The sequence below is a fragment of the Bacillus cereus group sp. MG20 genome, assembly GCF_040459885.1.
GTDB classification, from domain to species: Bacteria; Bacillota; Bacilli; order Bacillales; family Bacillaceae_G; genus Bacillus_A; species Bacillus_A cereus.
Window position 1 is genome coordinate 328,836 of record NZ_JARVHF010000001.1, and the last position, 17,009, is coordinate 345,844.

The window sequence follows — 17,009 nt, forward strand, 5'->3', positions numbered from 1 at the left end:
TTTTTCGTTATTTTTATAATATTTAGACTAAATTCCGAACATGAAAAAGTTTTATGTAAATAAATCCGTTACAATGTATGAACTCCAGAATTTATTGCAAAACTATGTATAAATCGGAGGTGTAAATTTTGAATGATTTCACAGTAGTGCTTATCAAGTTTATATCGTGCATTATCGCATTTAGCATTGGGCTTGCTTTATTTTTCCCTGCAACGTTTGTTCAAATTATTTCATTCAGTCTCTTTGTTACAATCGTATCCTACATGTTCGTTGATAAAATTATTTTAAATCGAATTGGCAATACTGGTGCCATTATGTCGGATTTCTTATTAACATATTTAAGCGTATGGATTTTCGGTAATATTTTATTAGACAACTATATGCAAATTGCATGGGGCAGTATCCTTTCTGCCATCGTCTTCACTTTATCTGAAGTAATCGTTCATCGCTTCTCTAACTCTCATACAAGGCACAACAATGATAACATTCGTATTAATCGCCGCTTTGCATATGGTACGGAGTTTGCTGAAGAACAAAATATATTGGATAAAGACAAGAAAAAGTAGCATTTTAATGCAGGAGCACCCTTTTTAATTATGTGGTGCTCCTTTTTTGTATATTTTTATTATGGTACGTGAAATTATATAAACGATTATTTCAAAATATCGACTTACCAACAATATTTGACGCTATTTTTCTAATAAAAAAACTGCCTCTTATTTAGAGGCAGCCACTTTCAAGTCTTTTAATGCAACAACATCCGCAAACGCTCCCAATACTGCGTTATGATGTTTCACAATATCTTCAGCACGTAACACTTCTGCATCAAATGTACTATGCGCATCACTAACTAACGTTACTTTATATCCTTCACTACATGCTCTGCGCGTTGTCGTATCTACACAATACTCTGTTTGCATTCCCGAAAGAATAACGTGTTCAATTCCTTTCTCTTGTAACACTTCGCTTAAGTTTGTCTTATGGAATGAATCTGGCGTCGTCTTTTCAACAATATCATCCCCTTCTTGCGGAGCGATTGTTGCATGGATTCGCCATCCATCCGTACCTTTTTCTAACGGATGGTCTTTAGGACCGTTATGTTGGACATAAATAACTGGAATATCATTTGAACGACATTCCCCAATAAGCTCTTGCAATGTTTGTAAAAACTTTCCCCCATTATGTACTGGCATTCCAGCTGTATACATACCGGCTTGCACATCAATTACGATTAATGCTTTTTTCATTTCACACAGCTCCCTTCGTTTATATAAGCCATTGCATATTCATTATAATTGTTTGTATTCCATCATCCAACAATCTTCTAGTTCCCCCTCATGCAGCTCATGTTCCTTTAAAATCTTTACTTTTTTAAATCCGCATTTTTCATAACACTTTATCGCTCGTTCATTATTTACTTTCGGATCCATTGCGATTGCTTCTGCTCCCATTTCACCCATAATGTATGTAATTGCTGCCTGAACGAGTTTTTGTCCAATTCCTTTTCCCCAATAGACTGGTTCACCGATAAATTGATCCATTCCCCATACATTTTGTGATTCTTTATAGCCATATATCGCTTTCCACTCTGAATCAACTGGGTACATTTGTATGTAACCAATCGGAACGGTATCAAATTCTATTAAACATCTATTTTCATTACTGTTTGGATTATGCATAAAATGATCAAGCACCTTTTCTACAGATTGCGGATTATCTCGCCCTTCGTAATACCGCAGGACTGCTGGGTCCGTTAACCATTTAGAAATGATAGCTGCATCATTTTCCATTACGTATCTAATCAATAAACCTTCTTTTTGAAAAAGCATATTATACCTCTATTATTCCTTTATATTTTTTCTTGATGTTACATCTTTCATTGCACCTACTAATGCATATGGTAGTAATGTAATCGCAAAAAATGCTGTAAATACGTTAAATTGCGGGATTGTATAGAGTGTGAACCATTCAGTGAAAAATTGAGAATTTAATATTCTATTAAAAAACTCTCCGCCTGGCCTAAAGTTTGGTGCCCACGCAGTTATTTCACACAAAATAAACAGTAACTGAACAATAAAAAATGCCCCTAGATAACGAAACCAAGTCCGTTTCCATATAGGTTGTGCATTTTTTAATATATCCCCCATCTAATCCCCTCCTTAAATATTCATCATATTAATTATACACTTTCCTCACTTTATTTGTTAAAATTTTCTATATAATTAATACCGTTGGGGGAATACATTATGTCTAAACCTATACTTACATCCACTTTAATCATTCTTAGAGGAAACTCCGCAAGTGGTAAAACAACGATTGCAAAGCAACTACAAGAACATTTCGGACAAGGTACACTTTTAGTCTCTCAAGACGTCGTGCGTAGAGATATGTTAAGAGTACACGACACGATGGGGAACTTATCTCATGATCTACTATTTGAAATTACGAAGTACGGAAAAGGAAAATGTAAGTTTGTTATTTTAGAAGGTATTTTAAACAATCGTAGATACGGTGATATGTTGAAAGAATTAATTCGTTATTTTGATGGAAATGCATATACATATTACTTTGATTTATCACTCGAGGAAACCATTAGACGACATAACACAAGGGACAAACGACATGAATTTGGTGAATATTCCCTTCAAAAATGGTATAATCCGCACGATACAATTGAAGTTGCTAGTGAAACTATTTTTACAGATAATTTTACACAAAAAGATATATTTGATGCGATTCTTAACGATGTTGCGATACAAAAACAAGACTAATATAATATGTTAGTCTTGTTATGTACTTTGTGTTTCCGTTTTTATAATTGAACAATCTTTACATAAATAAAAATAGATATTCATTTCCCCAAACTGGAAATCAACTACTGAAATAAGTTCACGTTCCTCGATATCTTGTGTAATTGTAGCAACATACTTCATCTCTTTAGAACAAGTTGGACACGCCAAATCCTCTGGAAGATCCGCATATAATGGTGCCCCTAATAATCTACATACATATTCAGAACCGAACAAGTCAAAAGCTTCCCAGTAACTATCTTCATCTGTAGGTATATCTTCATTTTTCATATTTATAAGCTTTACCGTTGTTTTTGGTAATGAAACTGGTAACTTATCTTCCTCTTCCATTATCCATTCTTCTGTATTTTGCTGCTTTATGATTTGAACTGTTTTACCTCCATCACTTAACTGAAAATATTGCGGTTCCCACACCATCGCGCAGTTCAAGCATGAAACGAATGGTAAAATATTTAGTTCATTACTTTTAAGTTCAGCAAGTCTCCCATCTTTTAAATCAAAACAGAGAATTTGATGCATCTTCTCACCGCATAACTTACATACTGGCAAATTACAATCTTGACCGCCAAAGTAATGATTATATGAACCTCTTCCTTCAATTACTCTATACCCTTTCCGCTCATTACAATGTGCGCCATATAATTCTATTGTCATATTCTATCCTCGCCTTTTATAAGAATGATTCACAAAATGATAATAATTAAGACTAAAAAACATCGTCTTCCTGAATAGTTTCCATAATAAATTCTTTTAAACTCGGAGATATTTCTTCCATTTCGTCATCCGCGTGATACCAAATATATATTTTATCATCCGTTTTTCCATTATTTATTTTAAAGCACAATTTATCCCCTGAACCATCGTCACCAATTATGATAAGATTTTCTGGTATAGACTCATCTCTCATGTCAATGTTTTGTCTAACAATATCATCCCAAGTTTTCGTTACATTTCTATTATCTTTAATCGGATATAGTATCCATTCCCCTATTTCAGCATTATTAACTAATTTAATAAGATCCCTATATTGATTTGGGAAAGCAACACCTAGCTTTTCTTCCGTTTCTTTTATTTGCAACTCCAATACACCTTGTTTCTTTGTTTCAATATATTCTCTTACTTCTTTCATGAAATACACCTATCCTTTGAACTTAATTACACTATTATGAGTGAAAGTGTTTAGTAAACGATTTGATCCGATTTATATATTTCATTATACGTTAACCCTTCGTTTTCAACATACTATTCTTCTCTACTTCTCAATAACCTTCTGTTCTACTTCCTTACCACATTCTTAATAGTTTTTCTAAACATGAGACAATTTTTATGTTTTATTACAGGTTTATTAATAAGTCATTTAAAAATCCTATTATACTTCCACTAAAAAAATAAAAGCCAGCCTCAATAAAGAGAACTGACTTCTATTTGGATCATTATAGTTACTATAAAATTTTTACTTTAACAGTTTTTCTTCCCCAATTCATAGCTTTACTTTTTGACCCCATTAATACATCAATACGATTACCTTTAATTGCGCTTCCAGTATCACCAGCGATAGCTTCTCCATAACCTTCTACCCATACTTTAGATCCTAATGGGATTACTTTCGGGTCAACTGCGATAATTCTCATATTCGGATTTGCAGTTAAATCATGCCCCATCGCAGTTAAAACGCGTCCACCATATGTACCATTTTCACTTGGATCAGCAGTATACGCTGTCGCTACTACCGTTAATTCACGTTTAGCAGACTGTATATTGTTTTGTGATACTTCTTTCGCTCTCTCTTCTTCTTTAGCCTTTGCTATTTCTCTTGCTCTTTCTTCTTCCTTAGCTTTTGCTATTTCTCTTGCTTTTTCTTCTTCTTTAGCTTTTGCTATTTCTCTTGCTCTCTCTTCTTCTTTTGCTATTTCTCTTGCTTTCTCTTCTTCTTTTGCTTTTGCTATTTCTTTTGCTTTCTCTTCTTCTTTAGCTCTTGCTATTTCTCTTGCTTTCTCTTCTTCTTTTGCTTTTGCTTTTGCTATTTCTTTTGCTTTTTCTTCTTTAGCTTTTGCTATTTCTTGCGCTTTTTCTTCTTTAGCTTTTGCTATTTCTTGCGCTTCTTCTTCTTTAGCTTTTGCTATTTCTTGCGCTTCTTCTTCTTTTGCTTTTGCTATTTCTTGCACTTTTTCTTCTTCTTTAACTTTTGCCTCTTCTTTAGGCTTTACTATTTCTTGCGCCTTCGGTTCTTCTTTAACTTTTACTTTCTCTGATACTTTCGCCTCTTCTTTAGGCTTTACTATTTCTTGCACTTTCGGTTCTTCTTTAACTTTTACTTCTTCTTTAACTTTTACTTCTTCTTTAACTTTTGCCTCTTCTTTAGGCTTTACTATTTCTGGTGCTTTCGGTTCTTCTTTAACTTTTGCCTCTTCTTTAGGCTTTACCATTTCTTGCGCTTTCGGTTCTTCTTTAACTTTTACTTCTTCTTTGACTTTTGCCTCTTCTTTAGGCTTTACTATTTCTGGTGCTTTCGTTGTTTCTTTCACTTTTGCTACTTTCTGCGTCTTTACTTCTTTCTTTTCTTTAACTGATTTTTGTACTTTCGTTACTTGCTTTGCTTTCTCTTCGGTTTTCTTTTCAGTTGGTGCTGTACTTGATAGGAAAGAAACGTTTGCATAAGCAGTTTTTCCTTTATACTCAAATTGCAGCCATCCGTCTTTTACTTGATGCGTTGATTCAATTACATCATCTTTTTTTAGTCTGCCAAGAATTTCTGAATCTGTGTTTGCTTCGGTACGTACATTTAACAAATTCGCCGTTACATGATACACATCTTTTGTAAACTCCGAACTTACAAACACTTCTTTACCGTTCAATTCAATTTTTGACCAGCCATCTTCGGTATTGATGACTTTTAACTCTTGCCCATTCTTTACTTTTTCGACCACTTTTGATTCTGTAGTCGGTTTTTCACGTACGTTAAGTACATCTGCTGTTACGATTGTTTCTGCGGTAGCAGTTGTGGTAAACGCCCCCAATCCAAAAATAGTTGCTGTTGCTGCGCCAATTACTTTTTTCATATTAGCCTCCATTATATTTTTTTGAATTTTATCAAATGTCTCTGTAAAATTGTATAATTTTACATAATATCAAAACATTTGCAACAGTATATTAATACGGCTTAATATACTGTTATTAAAACTCCTCACTTCAATACTAACAAATTCTTATTTCTAATTCTATATATTATAAATCTCCTTATCTTTTATAAAAGCTTCATGCCCTTCTTCACACTAAATAGTTGTTGCAATTCCCGCCAAAAATAAACTTACGATTGCTAAAATTTGAGTAGCGACTATAGCCCCTCTTAAATGAAACTTATAATCTTTATATCCTTTCATACCTGCCGTACTAGGAATCACAACAAACCTTGGAGTAATCCAGCAAAAAATTAGCCAATCAATTATAAGTAAATCTACTAAATTGAAAATCATTAAAATACCAAAAGTGTGTAAATAAGCATCCATATACATTAATTTTTCATGCTTATGTAATATATATGTAGAAACGAAAGGACAACCGAAAAGAATAGCATTGTATACAATATTAAAGTAAATGGTTTGCTTTTTTTCATGAATCGATTTTGGAAAAACTACTTTTTGAATATCTTTTGGATAATCAGTTAATGAAAGTCGAGGATTATAATATAAGGACCCTAAAATCATTACGGATAGTACAATAGACATGATGACACCAACGTACATCATTTGCTCAAATTGATTCATACGCTTCATTCACCCTTTTCTGTAATTACTATGTTAATCATTCACTTAATTACACATTGTATGTACGTACATAATCAAAAATTAACAACTAGCTTTAATAGCGAGGCAAACAGATGTAAACGTACTAAAAGCAATGATCGATCCAAATAATATCCCTTCTCGCAAAATTGTACTAAGCGTAGGTTTTACATCGGAGAAAGTTTGTGAGATTGATGGATTACCTGGGGAAACTTTGAGCACATACATATAATTACAAAAAGCCAGTGCTACTTATGTAGCACTGCCTTTTTCTTTATTGGAATAATCCTCTTCCTTTATTCATTTACTTATAAAGTATTGTCAGTTCTTCTTTATGTTCTGTATTTCCACATTATAAATATTTCACGTCAAGGAGAGATGACTGAAATGAATAATCAAAAAATTGAACTTACTGGTCGTATCGTTACACCTAATGATCCTGATTATAATTCAGCGCGTGAAGAATTCAATACATTCTTCAACAAATTTCCGTTAATCATTGTTTTTGCTCAAAATACACAGGATGTAGTAAACGCCGTTCGCTGGTCAAGGCTACATAACGTTCCTATACGCATGCGCTCTGGACGTCATAATTATGAGGCATTATCCGTTAGTAATGCTGGTCTTGTAATTGATGTAAGTGAAATGAAACAATTAGAAATAGATCACAATAATGGAACTGTAACTATTGGGACAGGATGGAGAAATATTTCTTTAATTGAAACACTTGCAGCTGAAGGGTTAGTTGTACCGAGTGGTGTTTGTCCTACTCCCGGGATTGCAGGTGTTACTTTAGGTGGCGGACATAGTATTCTCTCTCGTCCGTTTGGATTAACTCTCGATCATTTACTTGAATTAGAAATGGTAGACGCGAATGGTTGTATAATACGCGCTAACGCCAAGTGTAACTCTGATCTCTATTGGGCTTCGCGCGGTGCTGGCGGTGGTAACTTTGGAATATGTACTTCGTTTAAGTTTCGAACACATAAAATTAATACGGTAGGATTTGCAGAAATAAGCTGGGGGATATCAGATTTAAAACCTGTATTAACCTCTTGGCAAGAATATACGCTACCTTGCGCTAATAAACGACTTACAACTACTCTTTTTATGTCTGCAGGATTAGAACCATCATTATTAATGCAAGGTGTATTTCTCGGTTCTGTACAAGAATTGCAGTCGCTACTACAGCCATTACTAGAAGCCGGTTCACCACTGCAAGTAACTATCGAAGAAATACCATGGGCAGAAGCAGCAGCGAAAATAGCTGAGAAGCAACCTGCAACACCTTTACCATTTAAAAGTGTAGGTCCATATGTGTATGAACTACTACCAGAAGAAGGACTATCCATTATCGATCACTTTATTAATAATCTACCTCCCTTTTCCACTACCTCTGTATTTTTCCACGGATTAGGCGGTGCTGTTGCTGAGGTGCCAAATGAGGCGACTGCTTATTTTTACCGAAAAGCACTATCAAACATGTCAATATTCGCTACTTGGGAGCAACCAGAAGGTGCTGGCGGAAGTATTCGATGGGTTGAAGACTTCCGTTTGGCAATGCTTCCATTTACAAAAGGTGTCTATGTTAATACTCCTGACCTATCCATTAAAAATTGGCCAGATGCATACTTCAGTTGCAACTTTGACCGATTAATGGAAGTAAAAGCAAAATATGATCCGAAAAATGTCTTTAACTTTCCGCAAAGTATTCCGCTTTTTTAAACTATATATTCCACCTAATATATCAAAATATAAAACATCCATTTTTTAAATGGGTGTTTTATATACTAAGTTTACATAATATAATTATTAGTTACTTTTTTTGCTAAATATCTATTCAACAATCCAAAGTAACACTTTCTCAAACTCTTTTTTGGGCAACATACTTTCTTTTATATAGCCATTCTTTTAATTGTACTTCATCCAAAGTTTCGTTCCCCTCTCGTGATCTTTCACACTATATTCGCTCGTTTTTCACAAAAGGTACATTTTACATGAAAATTTATTTATTACAATAAAAATATAAGGTATATTTTTAAGAAAAGGAGGATTTCAAGAATGAATCAAGAGGATAAAATTTACGCTGAAAAAGTGTTGAAAAATCTATTCATCGGATCACAAGTTGATGGATTACAATTTGGTATTTCTCCAGCCGCTATAAAGATTCATTTCACAAACTTTCACGACTCAGTTGATTATGACGGACAATTATATATCAATATCGAATCCAAATGGTGTTTATTTAATAAACCTCAAAAAAGATACCCATTAAATGAAGATGAATTTGAAGTTTATTCTGAGGAAGAAGAATATGAAAGAATATTTAAGATAAGAAGACAAAAAGTTACCGATATACGACTCGGCTTAGAAAGCCCTCATTTAATTATTACATTAGAGAGTTGACAAATTATTTTTGTAAATGGTTTTCATGATTATTATGAATGTTGGCAATCTGGTGTTCTATGTGAGCAATGGCTTGTAGTCGCTGCACCTGGGAATGAAATCGCCACTTGGGCTCCCGATGAGTTTATCGATAAATAAACTGTCTTCACGAAGAAGAACCGAAGATATTTTATGAAGCAGTTACATCTTCAAAGTTCTTCATAAATTCTGATGAGCTGAATGAGTTAGCTTCAAAAATTGAACAAGCTACAGCAGAACAAAAGTACATGATCCATTATGGGGTTTAAATGTAATACAAAAAACGCTTAGGATTTCTCCCAAGCATTTTTTGTATGGTACTAATAAATTTATTCCTTAGTCATTTAGTTAATGCTTGAACCTTTTACAAGTGAGAGCACCCATATTAATCTAAATAAGCGTCTCATTTCCAATCTTCCAGCTAAACCATCTCCCATGCCCTTCTGTTTCTCCAACCGTTTCACGATATTCGTTTCCGTTAATATAATAATCAATATGAAGGTCACGATCCCACATGTTGTTATAAAGGTGGAATACATCACGTTTTGCGCCAATTTCTTGTATTTGTTTTTCTAACTTATGTTTTACTTGTTCTGGTATTTGATTTGCGACGTGTGTATGGAAAATACAAATAACAGCTTCTTCACTTATTTGTTCAATAATAGATGATAATAGCTCTACACCGTCTCCTTCTATGAATTGGACAGATTCATTTTTCACTAAAGATGCAGCTTGATCAAACATCTCAAGCCTTTCTTTATGTTCTGGCCAAATTAAAGCACGTAACCATAAATAATCTTCCTCATTATGTAAATCATTCACATGTAAGTCCAGTCCGATTCTTTCTACGACAGATGGGCTTTCTTTTAGAAAATGCGGTACATTCTCCCCTCTTATTTCAGAAGTTACATGCACATTTGAATTTATATTTCCGTACATTTCATCCGTCCCGTACGAATAACTATATTGGTCCCAGAACAGTTGCAACCCAGAACTTGTCCCAATTTCAATTAACGCTAACGGCTTCTTCACTTTGTTAAATATGTAGCAGAAACTTGGGTATAAGTATGCACACCGTCTTACTTCATTCGTTTGAACGAGTTTCGTTTGTAACAATGTAATGATTTCTTCTCGGTACTCTTTACAGAAATCTTTAAAATGATCAAAAGCTTTATTTAAATTTGTATCGGCATTTTCAACTAAACTACTATAATACGTTTTTAAATGATGTTCTTTCCCTGCTAACAATAAATAATGTACTGCACCTAATAGTAAGTTTGGGACTGGTTGACCTACCTGAGCAGAGGACGATAGTGTAAGTACTTCCTCATCTTCAGCAATTTTCATTGATAAATATTCATATAAATCACTTGACCCTTTACATTCCTTTATTGAAAAGTTTCGAAATAAGTTTGAAATTTGTTCTTTTGTACACATTAGAGTCCCTCCTTTTTATTTTTCAGAATAATCTTACCATTACAGAAAGAATAATCCCATAAAAAGGTACTCGATTTAGTCACTTAAGGATACGTAAGCTTTTTCGAGATAATTTCAAACTGTAATTTTTTTCTATTTATCACCTTAAAAGAGCTTGTTAAATAAGATTTTTAGCGAATAAAACGTTAAATAGTTTAAAATTATCAGATAACACTAGATATTTTAGTCTATTAATTATTATAATAGAGTATGAGATGGTTATATAATTGAGACAAAAAAGGTATACACCTAGGTGGGGCCTAGGCGGTGTTTCTCTTTTACGGCTTAGACATAGAAAACACCTACACTTTTTTGCCAATATAGGGGATGGAGAGATTATCATGAGCAACATGCAGCAAAAAACAGACGTTATCTTAATTGGTGCAGGAATTATGAGTGCAACGTTAGGCTCATTACTAAAAGAATTAGCACCAGAATGGGAAATTAAAGTTTTTGAAAAACTCGCAAGTGCCGGGGAAGAAAGCTCTAACGAATGGAATAATGCAGGTACAGGGCATTCTGCGCTATGCGAACTGAACTATACTTCCGAAAAATCTAACGGATCTATAGATATTAGTAAGGCTGTAAAAGTGAATGAGCAATTCCAGCTTTCAAGACAATTTTGGGCATATCTTGTAAAGAGCAAATTAATTCGTAATCCACAAGATTTTATTATGCCACTACCTCATATGAGTTTAGTACAAGGGGAAAGAAATGTTGAGTTTCTAAAAAAACGTTTTGAAGCGCTTTCAAAAAATCCACTGTTTCAAGGAATGGAATTTTCTGATGCTCCTGAAACATTAAAAAAATGGCTTCCACTCATTATGGAAGGCCGCACATCTAATGAACCGATGGCGGCAACGAAGATTGACTCTGGAACAGATGTTAACTTCGGTGCATTAACACGTATGTTGTTTGATTACTTAAAAACAAAAAATGTCGAGCTAAACTACAAGCATAGTGTCGAAAATATTAAGCGCACGAAAAATGGTTTGTGGGAAGTAAAAGTACACGATATGAATAGTGGTAAAATTGAGCATCATACTGCTAAATTCGTCTTTATTGGCGGTGGTGGCGGTAGTCTACCTCTACTTCAAAAGACGGGTATCCCTGAATCAAAGCATATCGGAGGATTCCCGGTAAGTGGACTATTTATGGTATGTAAAAACCAAAAAGTTGTAGAGCAACATCATGCGAAAGTATACGGTAAAGCTAAAGTTGGCGCTCCGCCAATGTCTGTACCTCATCTAGATACGAGATATATAGACAATAAAAAAGCTTTACTGTTTGGACCATTCGCAGGCTTCTCACCTAAATTCTTAAAAACTGGCTCAAACCTTGACTTAATCGGTTCTGTAAAACCGAATAACGTCTTAACGATGTTAGCTGCTGGTGTAAAAGAAATGGGACTTACAAAATACTTAATTCAGCAAGTTATGTTATCGCACGAAAAACGTATGGAAGAATTACGCGAATTCATTCCGAACGCGAAAAGTGAAGATTGGGATATTGTAGTTGCTGGACAACGTGTACAAGTAATTAAAGATACTGATGCTGGCGGTAAAGGAACACTTCAATTTGGTACAGAAGTAGTAAGTGCAGCTGACGGCTCAATCGCCGCATTACTAGGTGCATCACCAGGTGCTTCTACTGCTGTTCACGTCATGCTTGAAGTATTAGAAAAATGTTTCCCAAGCCGCATGGTAGAATGGGAAGAAAAAATAAAAGAAATGATTCCTTCATATGGCATTTCACTAACTGAAAATCCAAGATTGTTCCAAGATCTTCACACTTCGACTGGTCGTACACTTGGATTAAACGAAAAAGAAACTGTTCATAATTAATGAAGAAATAAAAAAAACGTCCGATATATTCGGACGTTTTTTTTGTCTACTAAAAATTATACTTATCAATATTATCTTTCGTAAATACAACTCGTTCTGGCAATACGATAATTCCGTTTCCTTCTGCCTCATAATCATATCCTTGAATGGAGTTTGGCTCTACTTTCACTTTTCCGATTCCTTTTACTTCAAAGCTATCCCCTACTTTTAACTTCTTTCCTTTTACAACAATCTCATTTGCTACATAAGTTGCCAACGCACCTTGCTGTTTGACATCCCATAATCCGAATTGTTGTACTGTTCCTCGTTTTACATAATCACGCATAACGTTCGGTGTAGAAAATCCAGTTACCACTACTTTTTTATCCATTTTTAAATTTTCAGCTGCTTGTGCCATTGCCGGAAGTGCCGTTGCATCTGGACAAATAACTGCGTTAATATCTGGATACGTTTTTAATATGTTCTCCCCTACGGATAAAGATTTTTGTGCATTATTTTCACCATACTGCGTCGTTACAATTTCCCAGTTCGGATATTTCTTTTTAATAATTTCTTTCGCTTTCGTTACCCATTGGTTTTGATCCGTTACTGTTGGACTAGAATAAAAGAACGCTACTTTCCCTTTATCTCCAATTTGCTTGGAAGTCATTTCAATTAATAAGTTAGCAAGTTGGTCTGGTGTCCCTTGACTTATATAAAAAGAACGGTCTTTGGGATTCACATCAGAATCCCACGTTAAGACAGTCATTCCTTTTTTCTTAGCACGTTGCAATGATTGCGATAAACCATCAACTGATGTAGAGGAAACCATAAGTGCATCATAATTTTGGTTAATAAAATTATTTATATACTTTACTTGCCCTGATACACTCGCTTCAGACGGCCCATCATATTTCACTTGTACGCCTAGCTTATCTCCCATCTCCTTTGCTCCTTCACCGCCCGATGTAAAGAAGCCAACTCCAGTTAATTTCGGGATAAATGCAAATTTCACATCATCCGCTTTTTTCTTATCTGCCGTTTGACTGGAACAAGCGATTAAACCTATTAAACAAATACATACAATCAATACAATCCCCAGTTTTCTCTTCATGACATTTCCCCCTTATGCCAACTCTGTCTTTTCCCCGCTAAAAATTGATGTAATTTGAAATGTCTCATAATAACTGAAAGAATAAGGATAATACCTATTACGACATTTGATTGTTCATTTGTTAAGCCTGTCATTTGTAGGCCATATTGCATAAGGCCTATAAAAATACTTGCAAGTACAGTACCGAAAATACTTCCTTTTCCACCTGTAATAAGTGTCCCGCCTAATACGACTGCTGTAATGATTGGTAATATTGTTTCACTTCCTATATCAGCACGTGCAGAACCGAAATATGCAGTTAAGAAAGCACCTCCTAATCCACCTCCTAACCCAGAAAGTATGTAAGCGATAATGACTACTTTTTTCGTTTTAATCCCGGTGTATTTTGCTGTATTTTCGTTCGCACCTGTTAATTTTACATGGCGCCCGTATATAGTTCGGTGAAATAATACAGTATATAAAACTGTTAATACGATCAGTAGCCATAATAAATTCGGTATTCCTATAAAACTACCGTTTGCCAGTTGTACAAATGTGTCAGGTAAACCGCTTATTCCTTCATACCCAGAAGCACCTGCTCCTCCTGAAATGACGAGTGCAATTCCTCCGTATAAAAACATCGTTCCGAGTGTAACGACGAGTGGTTCTACATCTGTCATTTTTATAATGAGTCCATTTAAAGCTCCTGCTAAACAACTAATTATTAGGGCGATTATGACAGCAAACAAAATAGGTATTCCGTTCATCCAAAGTACACCAATCAAGATCGAAGTGAGCCCCATTATTGATCCGACCGATACATCAATTCCTCCTGTTACAATAACGAAAGTCATTGGTATCGCCGCAATTGCGATAAATAAGAAATCATTTGTGCTAAAAAGGAGATTACTAATATTTAAGAAATCACTATTTATAAAACTAAAAAGGATGAATTCTATAAGAAGTAATACAATTAGAACCCCTTCCCATCTATATAAATACTTCATAGATTCACCCTCTTTTTTGCCTTCCACTTTTTCATAACACTATCTAATATGATGATGAGTAATAATAAAAAGCCTGAAATGGCATTATTCCAAAATGCTGGTATTTTTAAAAAGACGAGTGAGCTGCTTATCACTTCTAGAAACAATGCTCCTAATGCGGCTCCAAATATAGAACCTGTTCCTCCTTTTAAATGAATTCCTCCTAGTACAGCGGCTGCGATTACTTGTAATTCTAATCCTGTACCTGTTTGATTTGGGACGAACCCGATATTCATAACAAATATGCAACCAGCGAGCGCAGCGCTTATGCCTGAAATCATAAACGCATATATCTTCACTTTATTAACAGGTATACCAATAAGCCTCGCGCCATCTTCATTATCACCTACCGCATAAAAGTATCTTCCCAATGGCACTTTTCTTAAAAAGAAGTATAGTAGTAGTAAAATAATAAAAACGAACCATACAGTTATAGGTAAACCAAGAATGATGATAGATGACAGCTGCTTAAAATCGTTTGGAATATCTTCAATCCACTTCCCGCCTGTGAAGATTAACATTGCACCTCTAACAATTCCTAGCATCCCTAATGTCACAATAATGGCTGGTACCCGAAACTTCGCAACGCCAATCCCGTTTATGAAACCGATAATAGCACCAAGCATTATCGCAGCAAGAATTGACATGAATGCATTATACCCGTTCGTTAACAACATCCCGCAAACTGCCGCGCTTAATCCCATAATTGAGCCAACTGATACGTCTATATTTTTCGTAAATAAAACGAACGATTGGCCAATTGCTAGAACGACTAAAATAACGCTTGATTTCATCATTAATGATAATGAGTTAAACTGAACAAAATTAGGATTTATTATCCCGACAATAGCTATATAAATTAGTAGTAACAGTATGATAGACGTTTCGTGCACTTTATACATACGTTTCATTCCATTACACCTCCGTATGCAAGACGTGTAACTTCTTCTACACTTATTTGTTCTTTCTCCAAATGAGAAACAAATTGACCATTTCGCATGACGTATACACGGTTAGCTAATTGGACAATTTCCTCAACATCTGAAGAAATTAATAATATGGCGAGTCCTTCCCTTTTCATTTTTTCTATCGTCTCATACACTTCAAGCCTCGCTTTTGCATCAATTCCGCGAGTTGGTTCATCAAGAATAATGATTTTTGGATTACACGCGAGATATTTCGCAAGTACGACTTTTTGCTGATTACCTCCCGATAAAGATGTAAGTTCTTCATTCATACTTGATACAACAATTTGGAACTTTTCTATAAATGACTTCACTAAAGCGCTTTCTTTTTCTTGATTTATAAAAAAGCGATTATTTTGATATAAACTTGCTGCTGTAATATTTTCTTTAACAGAAGCAATTGAGAAAATTCCATTTCTCGCCCTATCTTCCGGCACATAAACGAGCCCTTCACTTAGTCTTTTATGCAAAGAACATGTATCAATTGATTTTCCTTCTAATAAAATAGAACCTGATTTTATAGCTTTCAATCCGAATATCGCTTCCGCTAATTCCGTTCTGCCAGATCCTATAATGCCAGCAACACCTACAACCTCACCCGCATGTACAGTGAATGATATATTTTCGAATGCGTGACCATTTATATCAACCACTTCTAATATTTTTTTCGTCCTTGCTGTCTCTTGAACTACTTCTATTTTCTCTTTCTGTTTATATCCTTTTGGCAATAGTCCCTCCATTAGCATGTCATATGTATAGTCACATACATCACCTTGGCTTACAATCATTCCATCACGTAGTATTGCTACTTTGTTGGCAATTTCAAAGATTTCTGGAAAGCGATGCGTAATATAAATCATCCCAATTCCTTTTTCTTGTAAACTTTTCATCAACACAAAAAGACTCTTAATTTCATGAGTTGTTAATGTCGATGTTGGCTCATCTAGAATAAGAATCTCGGCTTCTCGTATTAATCCTCTAACGATTTCTACTAACTGTTGTTGCGCAATCGATAATGTTCCTCCTAGTTTATTAAGGTCAATATCCCATCCTAAGCTGCTAATCAATTGCTGAATCTGTACTTTTAGTTTCTTTTTCTTTTCTTTTAACCCGATACATATATTTTCTTCAATGGTCATATGCGGAAAAATGAGCGGTTCTTGTGGTATTAAATAAATCCCTTCTTGGTGTGCTTCTTTTGGATTTACAAACTGCTGTCTCTTTCCTTTCACATACATTTCTCCACTATCATACGAATATAACCCCGTTAATATTTTCATTAATGTCGATTTCCCGGCGCCATTGCCACCAACTAAAGCGTATATATCACCATGCTCTACTTGTAAGTTCACTTCCTTTAGCACAAGTTGATTCGAAAACGCCTTACTCATTTTCTTCACTTGTAATAAGGGCACATTCTCCACATGATGTCACCTGCCTTTATCCAGAACATTTTTTGAGAAAATGATTATTTGTTCTACTTGTTTTGTAGCATTGTATATTCCTTTTTTCATATCTAGAACACTTTTTTCAATGTACTATTAATCGTTTCAACTGGAATAAACAAAATATGTGACACATATGTTTAAG

16 protein-coding genes and 3 pseudogenes are annotated in these 17,009 nt (G+C 34.7%); 7 read left to right on the plus strand and 12 right to left on the minus strand.

Annotated features, from left to right (window positions below; translation table 11 throughout):
- Positions 1-128: 128 nt before the first annotated feature.
- Positions 129-566: a YndM family protein gene (locus QCI81_RS01795; RefSeq protein ID WP_000997702.1), complete on the plus strand. Its 438-nt coding sequence runs from the start codon at positions 129-131 to the stop codon at positions 564-566.
- A gap of 150 nt (positions 567-716) precedes the next feature.
- Here QCI81_RS01795 and QCI81_RS01800 read toward each other — a convergent pair whose 3' ends face one another.
- From QCI81_RS01800 to QCI81_RS01810, 3 genes are read right to left on the minus strand one after another with little or no spacing between them, the layout of a single operon-like run.
- Positions 717-1,247 carry a cysteine hydrolase family protein gene (locus tag QCI81_RS01800; RefSeq protein ID WP_053564161.1) on the minus strand — a complete coding sequence of 177 codons (531 nt, stop codon included), beginning with the start codon at positions 1,245-1,247 and terminating at the stop codon, positions 717-719.
- A 42-nt stretch (positions 1,248-1,289) separates the two neighbouring features.
- Entirely contained in the window at positions 1,290-1,829 is a 540-nt protein-coding gene (locus QCI81_RS01805; RefSeq protein WP_000898784.1) for a GNAT family N-acetyltransferase, read from the minus strand.
- 12 nt (positions 1,830-1,841) lie between these two features.
- Complete coding sequence (locus QCI81_RS01810; RefSeq protein ID WP_000502339.1) at positions 1,842-2,147, minus strand: YfzA family protein; 306 nt, start codon at positions 2,145-2,147, stop codon at positions 1,842-1,844.
- Between the two features lie 99 nt (positions 2,148-2,246).
- Between QCI81_RS01810 and QCI81_RS01815 the strand changes: the two genes are divergently transcribed.
- Positions 2,247-2,771 carry a kinase gene (locus tag QCI81_RS01815; RefSeq protein ID WP_069355812.1) on the plus strand — a complete coding sequence of 175 codons (525 nt, stop codon included), beginning with the start codon at positions 2,247-2,249 and terminating at the stop codon, positions 2,769-2,771.
- 18 nt (positions 2,772-2,789) lie between these two features.
- Here QCI81_RS01815 and QCI81_RS01820 read toward each other — a convergent pair whose 3' ends face one another.
- The 4 genes from QCI81_RS01820 to QCI81_RS01835 form a co-directional block, all read right to left on the minus strand.
- Entirely contained in the window at positions 2,790-3,464 is a 675-nt protein-coding gene (locus QCI81_RS01820) for a hypothetical protein (protein ID WP_071732049.1), read from the minus strand.
- A gap of 52 nt (positions 3,465-3,516) precedes the next feature.
- Complete coding sequence (locus QCI81_RS01825; protein WP_071732048.1) at positions 3,517-3,939, minus strand: SMI1/KNR4 family protein; 423 nt, start codon at positions 3,937-3,939, stop codon at positions 3,517-3,519.
- A 313-nt stretch (positions 3,940-4,252) separates the two neighbouring features.
- Positions 4,253-5,869, minus strand: a complete 1,617-nt coding sequence (gene entB / locus QCI81_RS01830; RefSeq protein ID WP_353810600.1) for a cell wall-binding protein EntB — start codon at positions 5,867-5,869, stop codon at positions 4,253-4,255.
- A 213-nt stretch (positions 5,870-6,082) separates the two neighbouring features.
- On the minus strand, positions 6,083-6,574 hold the full coding sequence (locus QCI81_RS01835) for a hypothetical protein (protein ID WP_001071236.1): 492 nt from the start codon (positions 6,572-6,574) through the stop codon (positions 6,083-6,085).
- An 85-nt stretch (positions 6,575-6,659) separates the two neighbouring features.
- Between QCI81_RS01835 and QCI81_RS01840 the strand changes: the two are divergent.
- The 4 genes and pseudogenes from QCI81_RS01840 to QCI81_RS01855 form a co-directional block, all read left to right on the plus strand.
- Positions 6,660-6,824 (plus strand): annotated as a pseudogene (locus tag QCI81_RS01840) (GNAT family N-acetyltransferase); the annotation flags it as partial.
- A gap of 155 nt (positions 6,825-6,979) precedes the next feature.
- Positions 6,980-8,317, plus strand: a complete 1,338-nt coding sequence (locus QCI81_RS01845) for an FAD-binding oxidoreductase (RefSeq protein ID WP_071732046.1) — start codon at positions 6,980-6,982, stop codon at positions 8,315-8,317.
- Between the two features lie 336 nt (positions 8,318-8,653).
- Positions 8,654-9,136 (plus strand): annotated as a pseudogene (locus QCI81_RS01850) (hypothetical protein).
- A gap of 20 nt (positions 9,137-9,156) precedes the next feature.
- A pseudogene (locus QCI81_RS01855) lies at positions 9,157-9,285 on the plus strand (short-chain dehydrogenase); the annotation flags it as partial.
- A gap of 121 nt (positions 9,286-9,406) precedes the next feature.
- On the opposite strand, the gene QCI81_RS01860 reads toward QCI81_RS01855, so the two are convergent.
- Entirely contained in the window at positions 9,407-10,453 is a 1,047-nt protein-coding gene (locus QCI81_RS01860) for a DUF2332 domain-containing protein (RefSeq protein ID WP_071732045.1), read from the minus strand.
- Positions 10,454-10,833: 380 nt separating this feature from the next.
- On the opposite strand from QCI81_RS01860, the gene QCI81_RS01865 reads away from it, so the two are divergent.
- Positions 10,834-12,336, plus strand: coding sequence for a malate:quinone oxidoreductase (locus QCI81_RS01865; protein WP_071732044.1), 1,503 nt, complete (start codon positions 10,834-10,836; stop codon positions 12,334-12,336).
- Between the two features lie 49 nt (positions 12,337-12,385).
- Here the strand turns inward: QCI81_RS01865 and lsrB are convergent, their stop codons facing one another.
- From lsrB to QCI81_RS01885, 4 genes are read right to left on the minus strand one after another with little or no spacing between them, the layout of a single operon-like run.
- Positions 12,386-13,429, minus strand: a complete 1,044-nt coding sequence (gene lsrB / locus QCI81_RS01870; RefSeq protein ID WP_000823652.1) for an autoinducer 2 ABC transporter substrate-binding protein LsrB — start codon at positions 13,427-13,429, stop codon at positions 12,386-12,388.
- Positions 13,426-14,415 carry an ABC transporter permease gene (locus QCI81_RS01875; protein WP_071732043.1) on the minus strand — a complete coding sequence of 330 codons (990 nt, stop codon included), beginning with the start codon at positions 14,413-14,415 and terminating at the stop codon, positions 13,426-13,428. Before QCI81_RS01875 ends, lsrB begins: the two co-directional genes overlap by 4 nt.
- A complete protein-coding gene (locus QCI81_RS01880) occupies positions 14,412-15,365 on the minus strand; it encodes an ABC transporter permease subunit (RefSeq protein ID WP_353810601.1) in 954 nt (317 codons plus the stop codon). The genes QCI81_RS01875 and QCI81_RS01880 overlap by 4 nt, the downstream gene beginning before the upstream one ends.
- Positions 15,362-16,843 (minus strand): sugar ABC transporter ATP-binding protein, encoded by a 1,482-nt coding sequence (locus tag QCI81_RS01885; protein ID WP_071732041.1) that lies wholly within the window; start codon positions 16,841-16,843, stop codon positions 15,362-15,364. The genes QCI81_RS01880 and QCI81_RS01885 overlap by 4 nt, the downstream gene beginning before the upstream one ends.
- Positions 16,844-17,009: the final 166 nt, after the last annotated feature.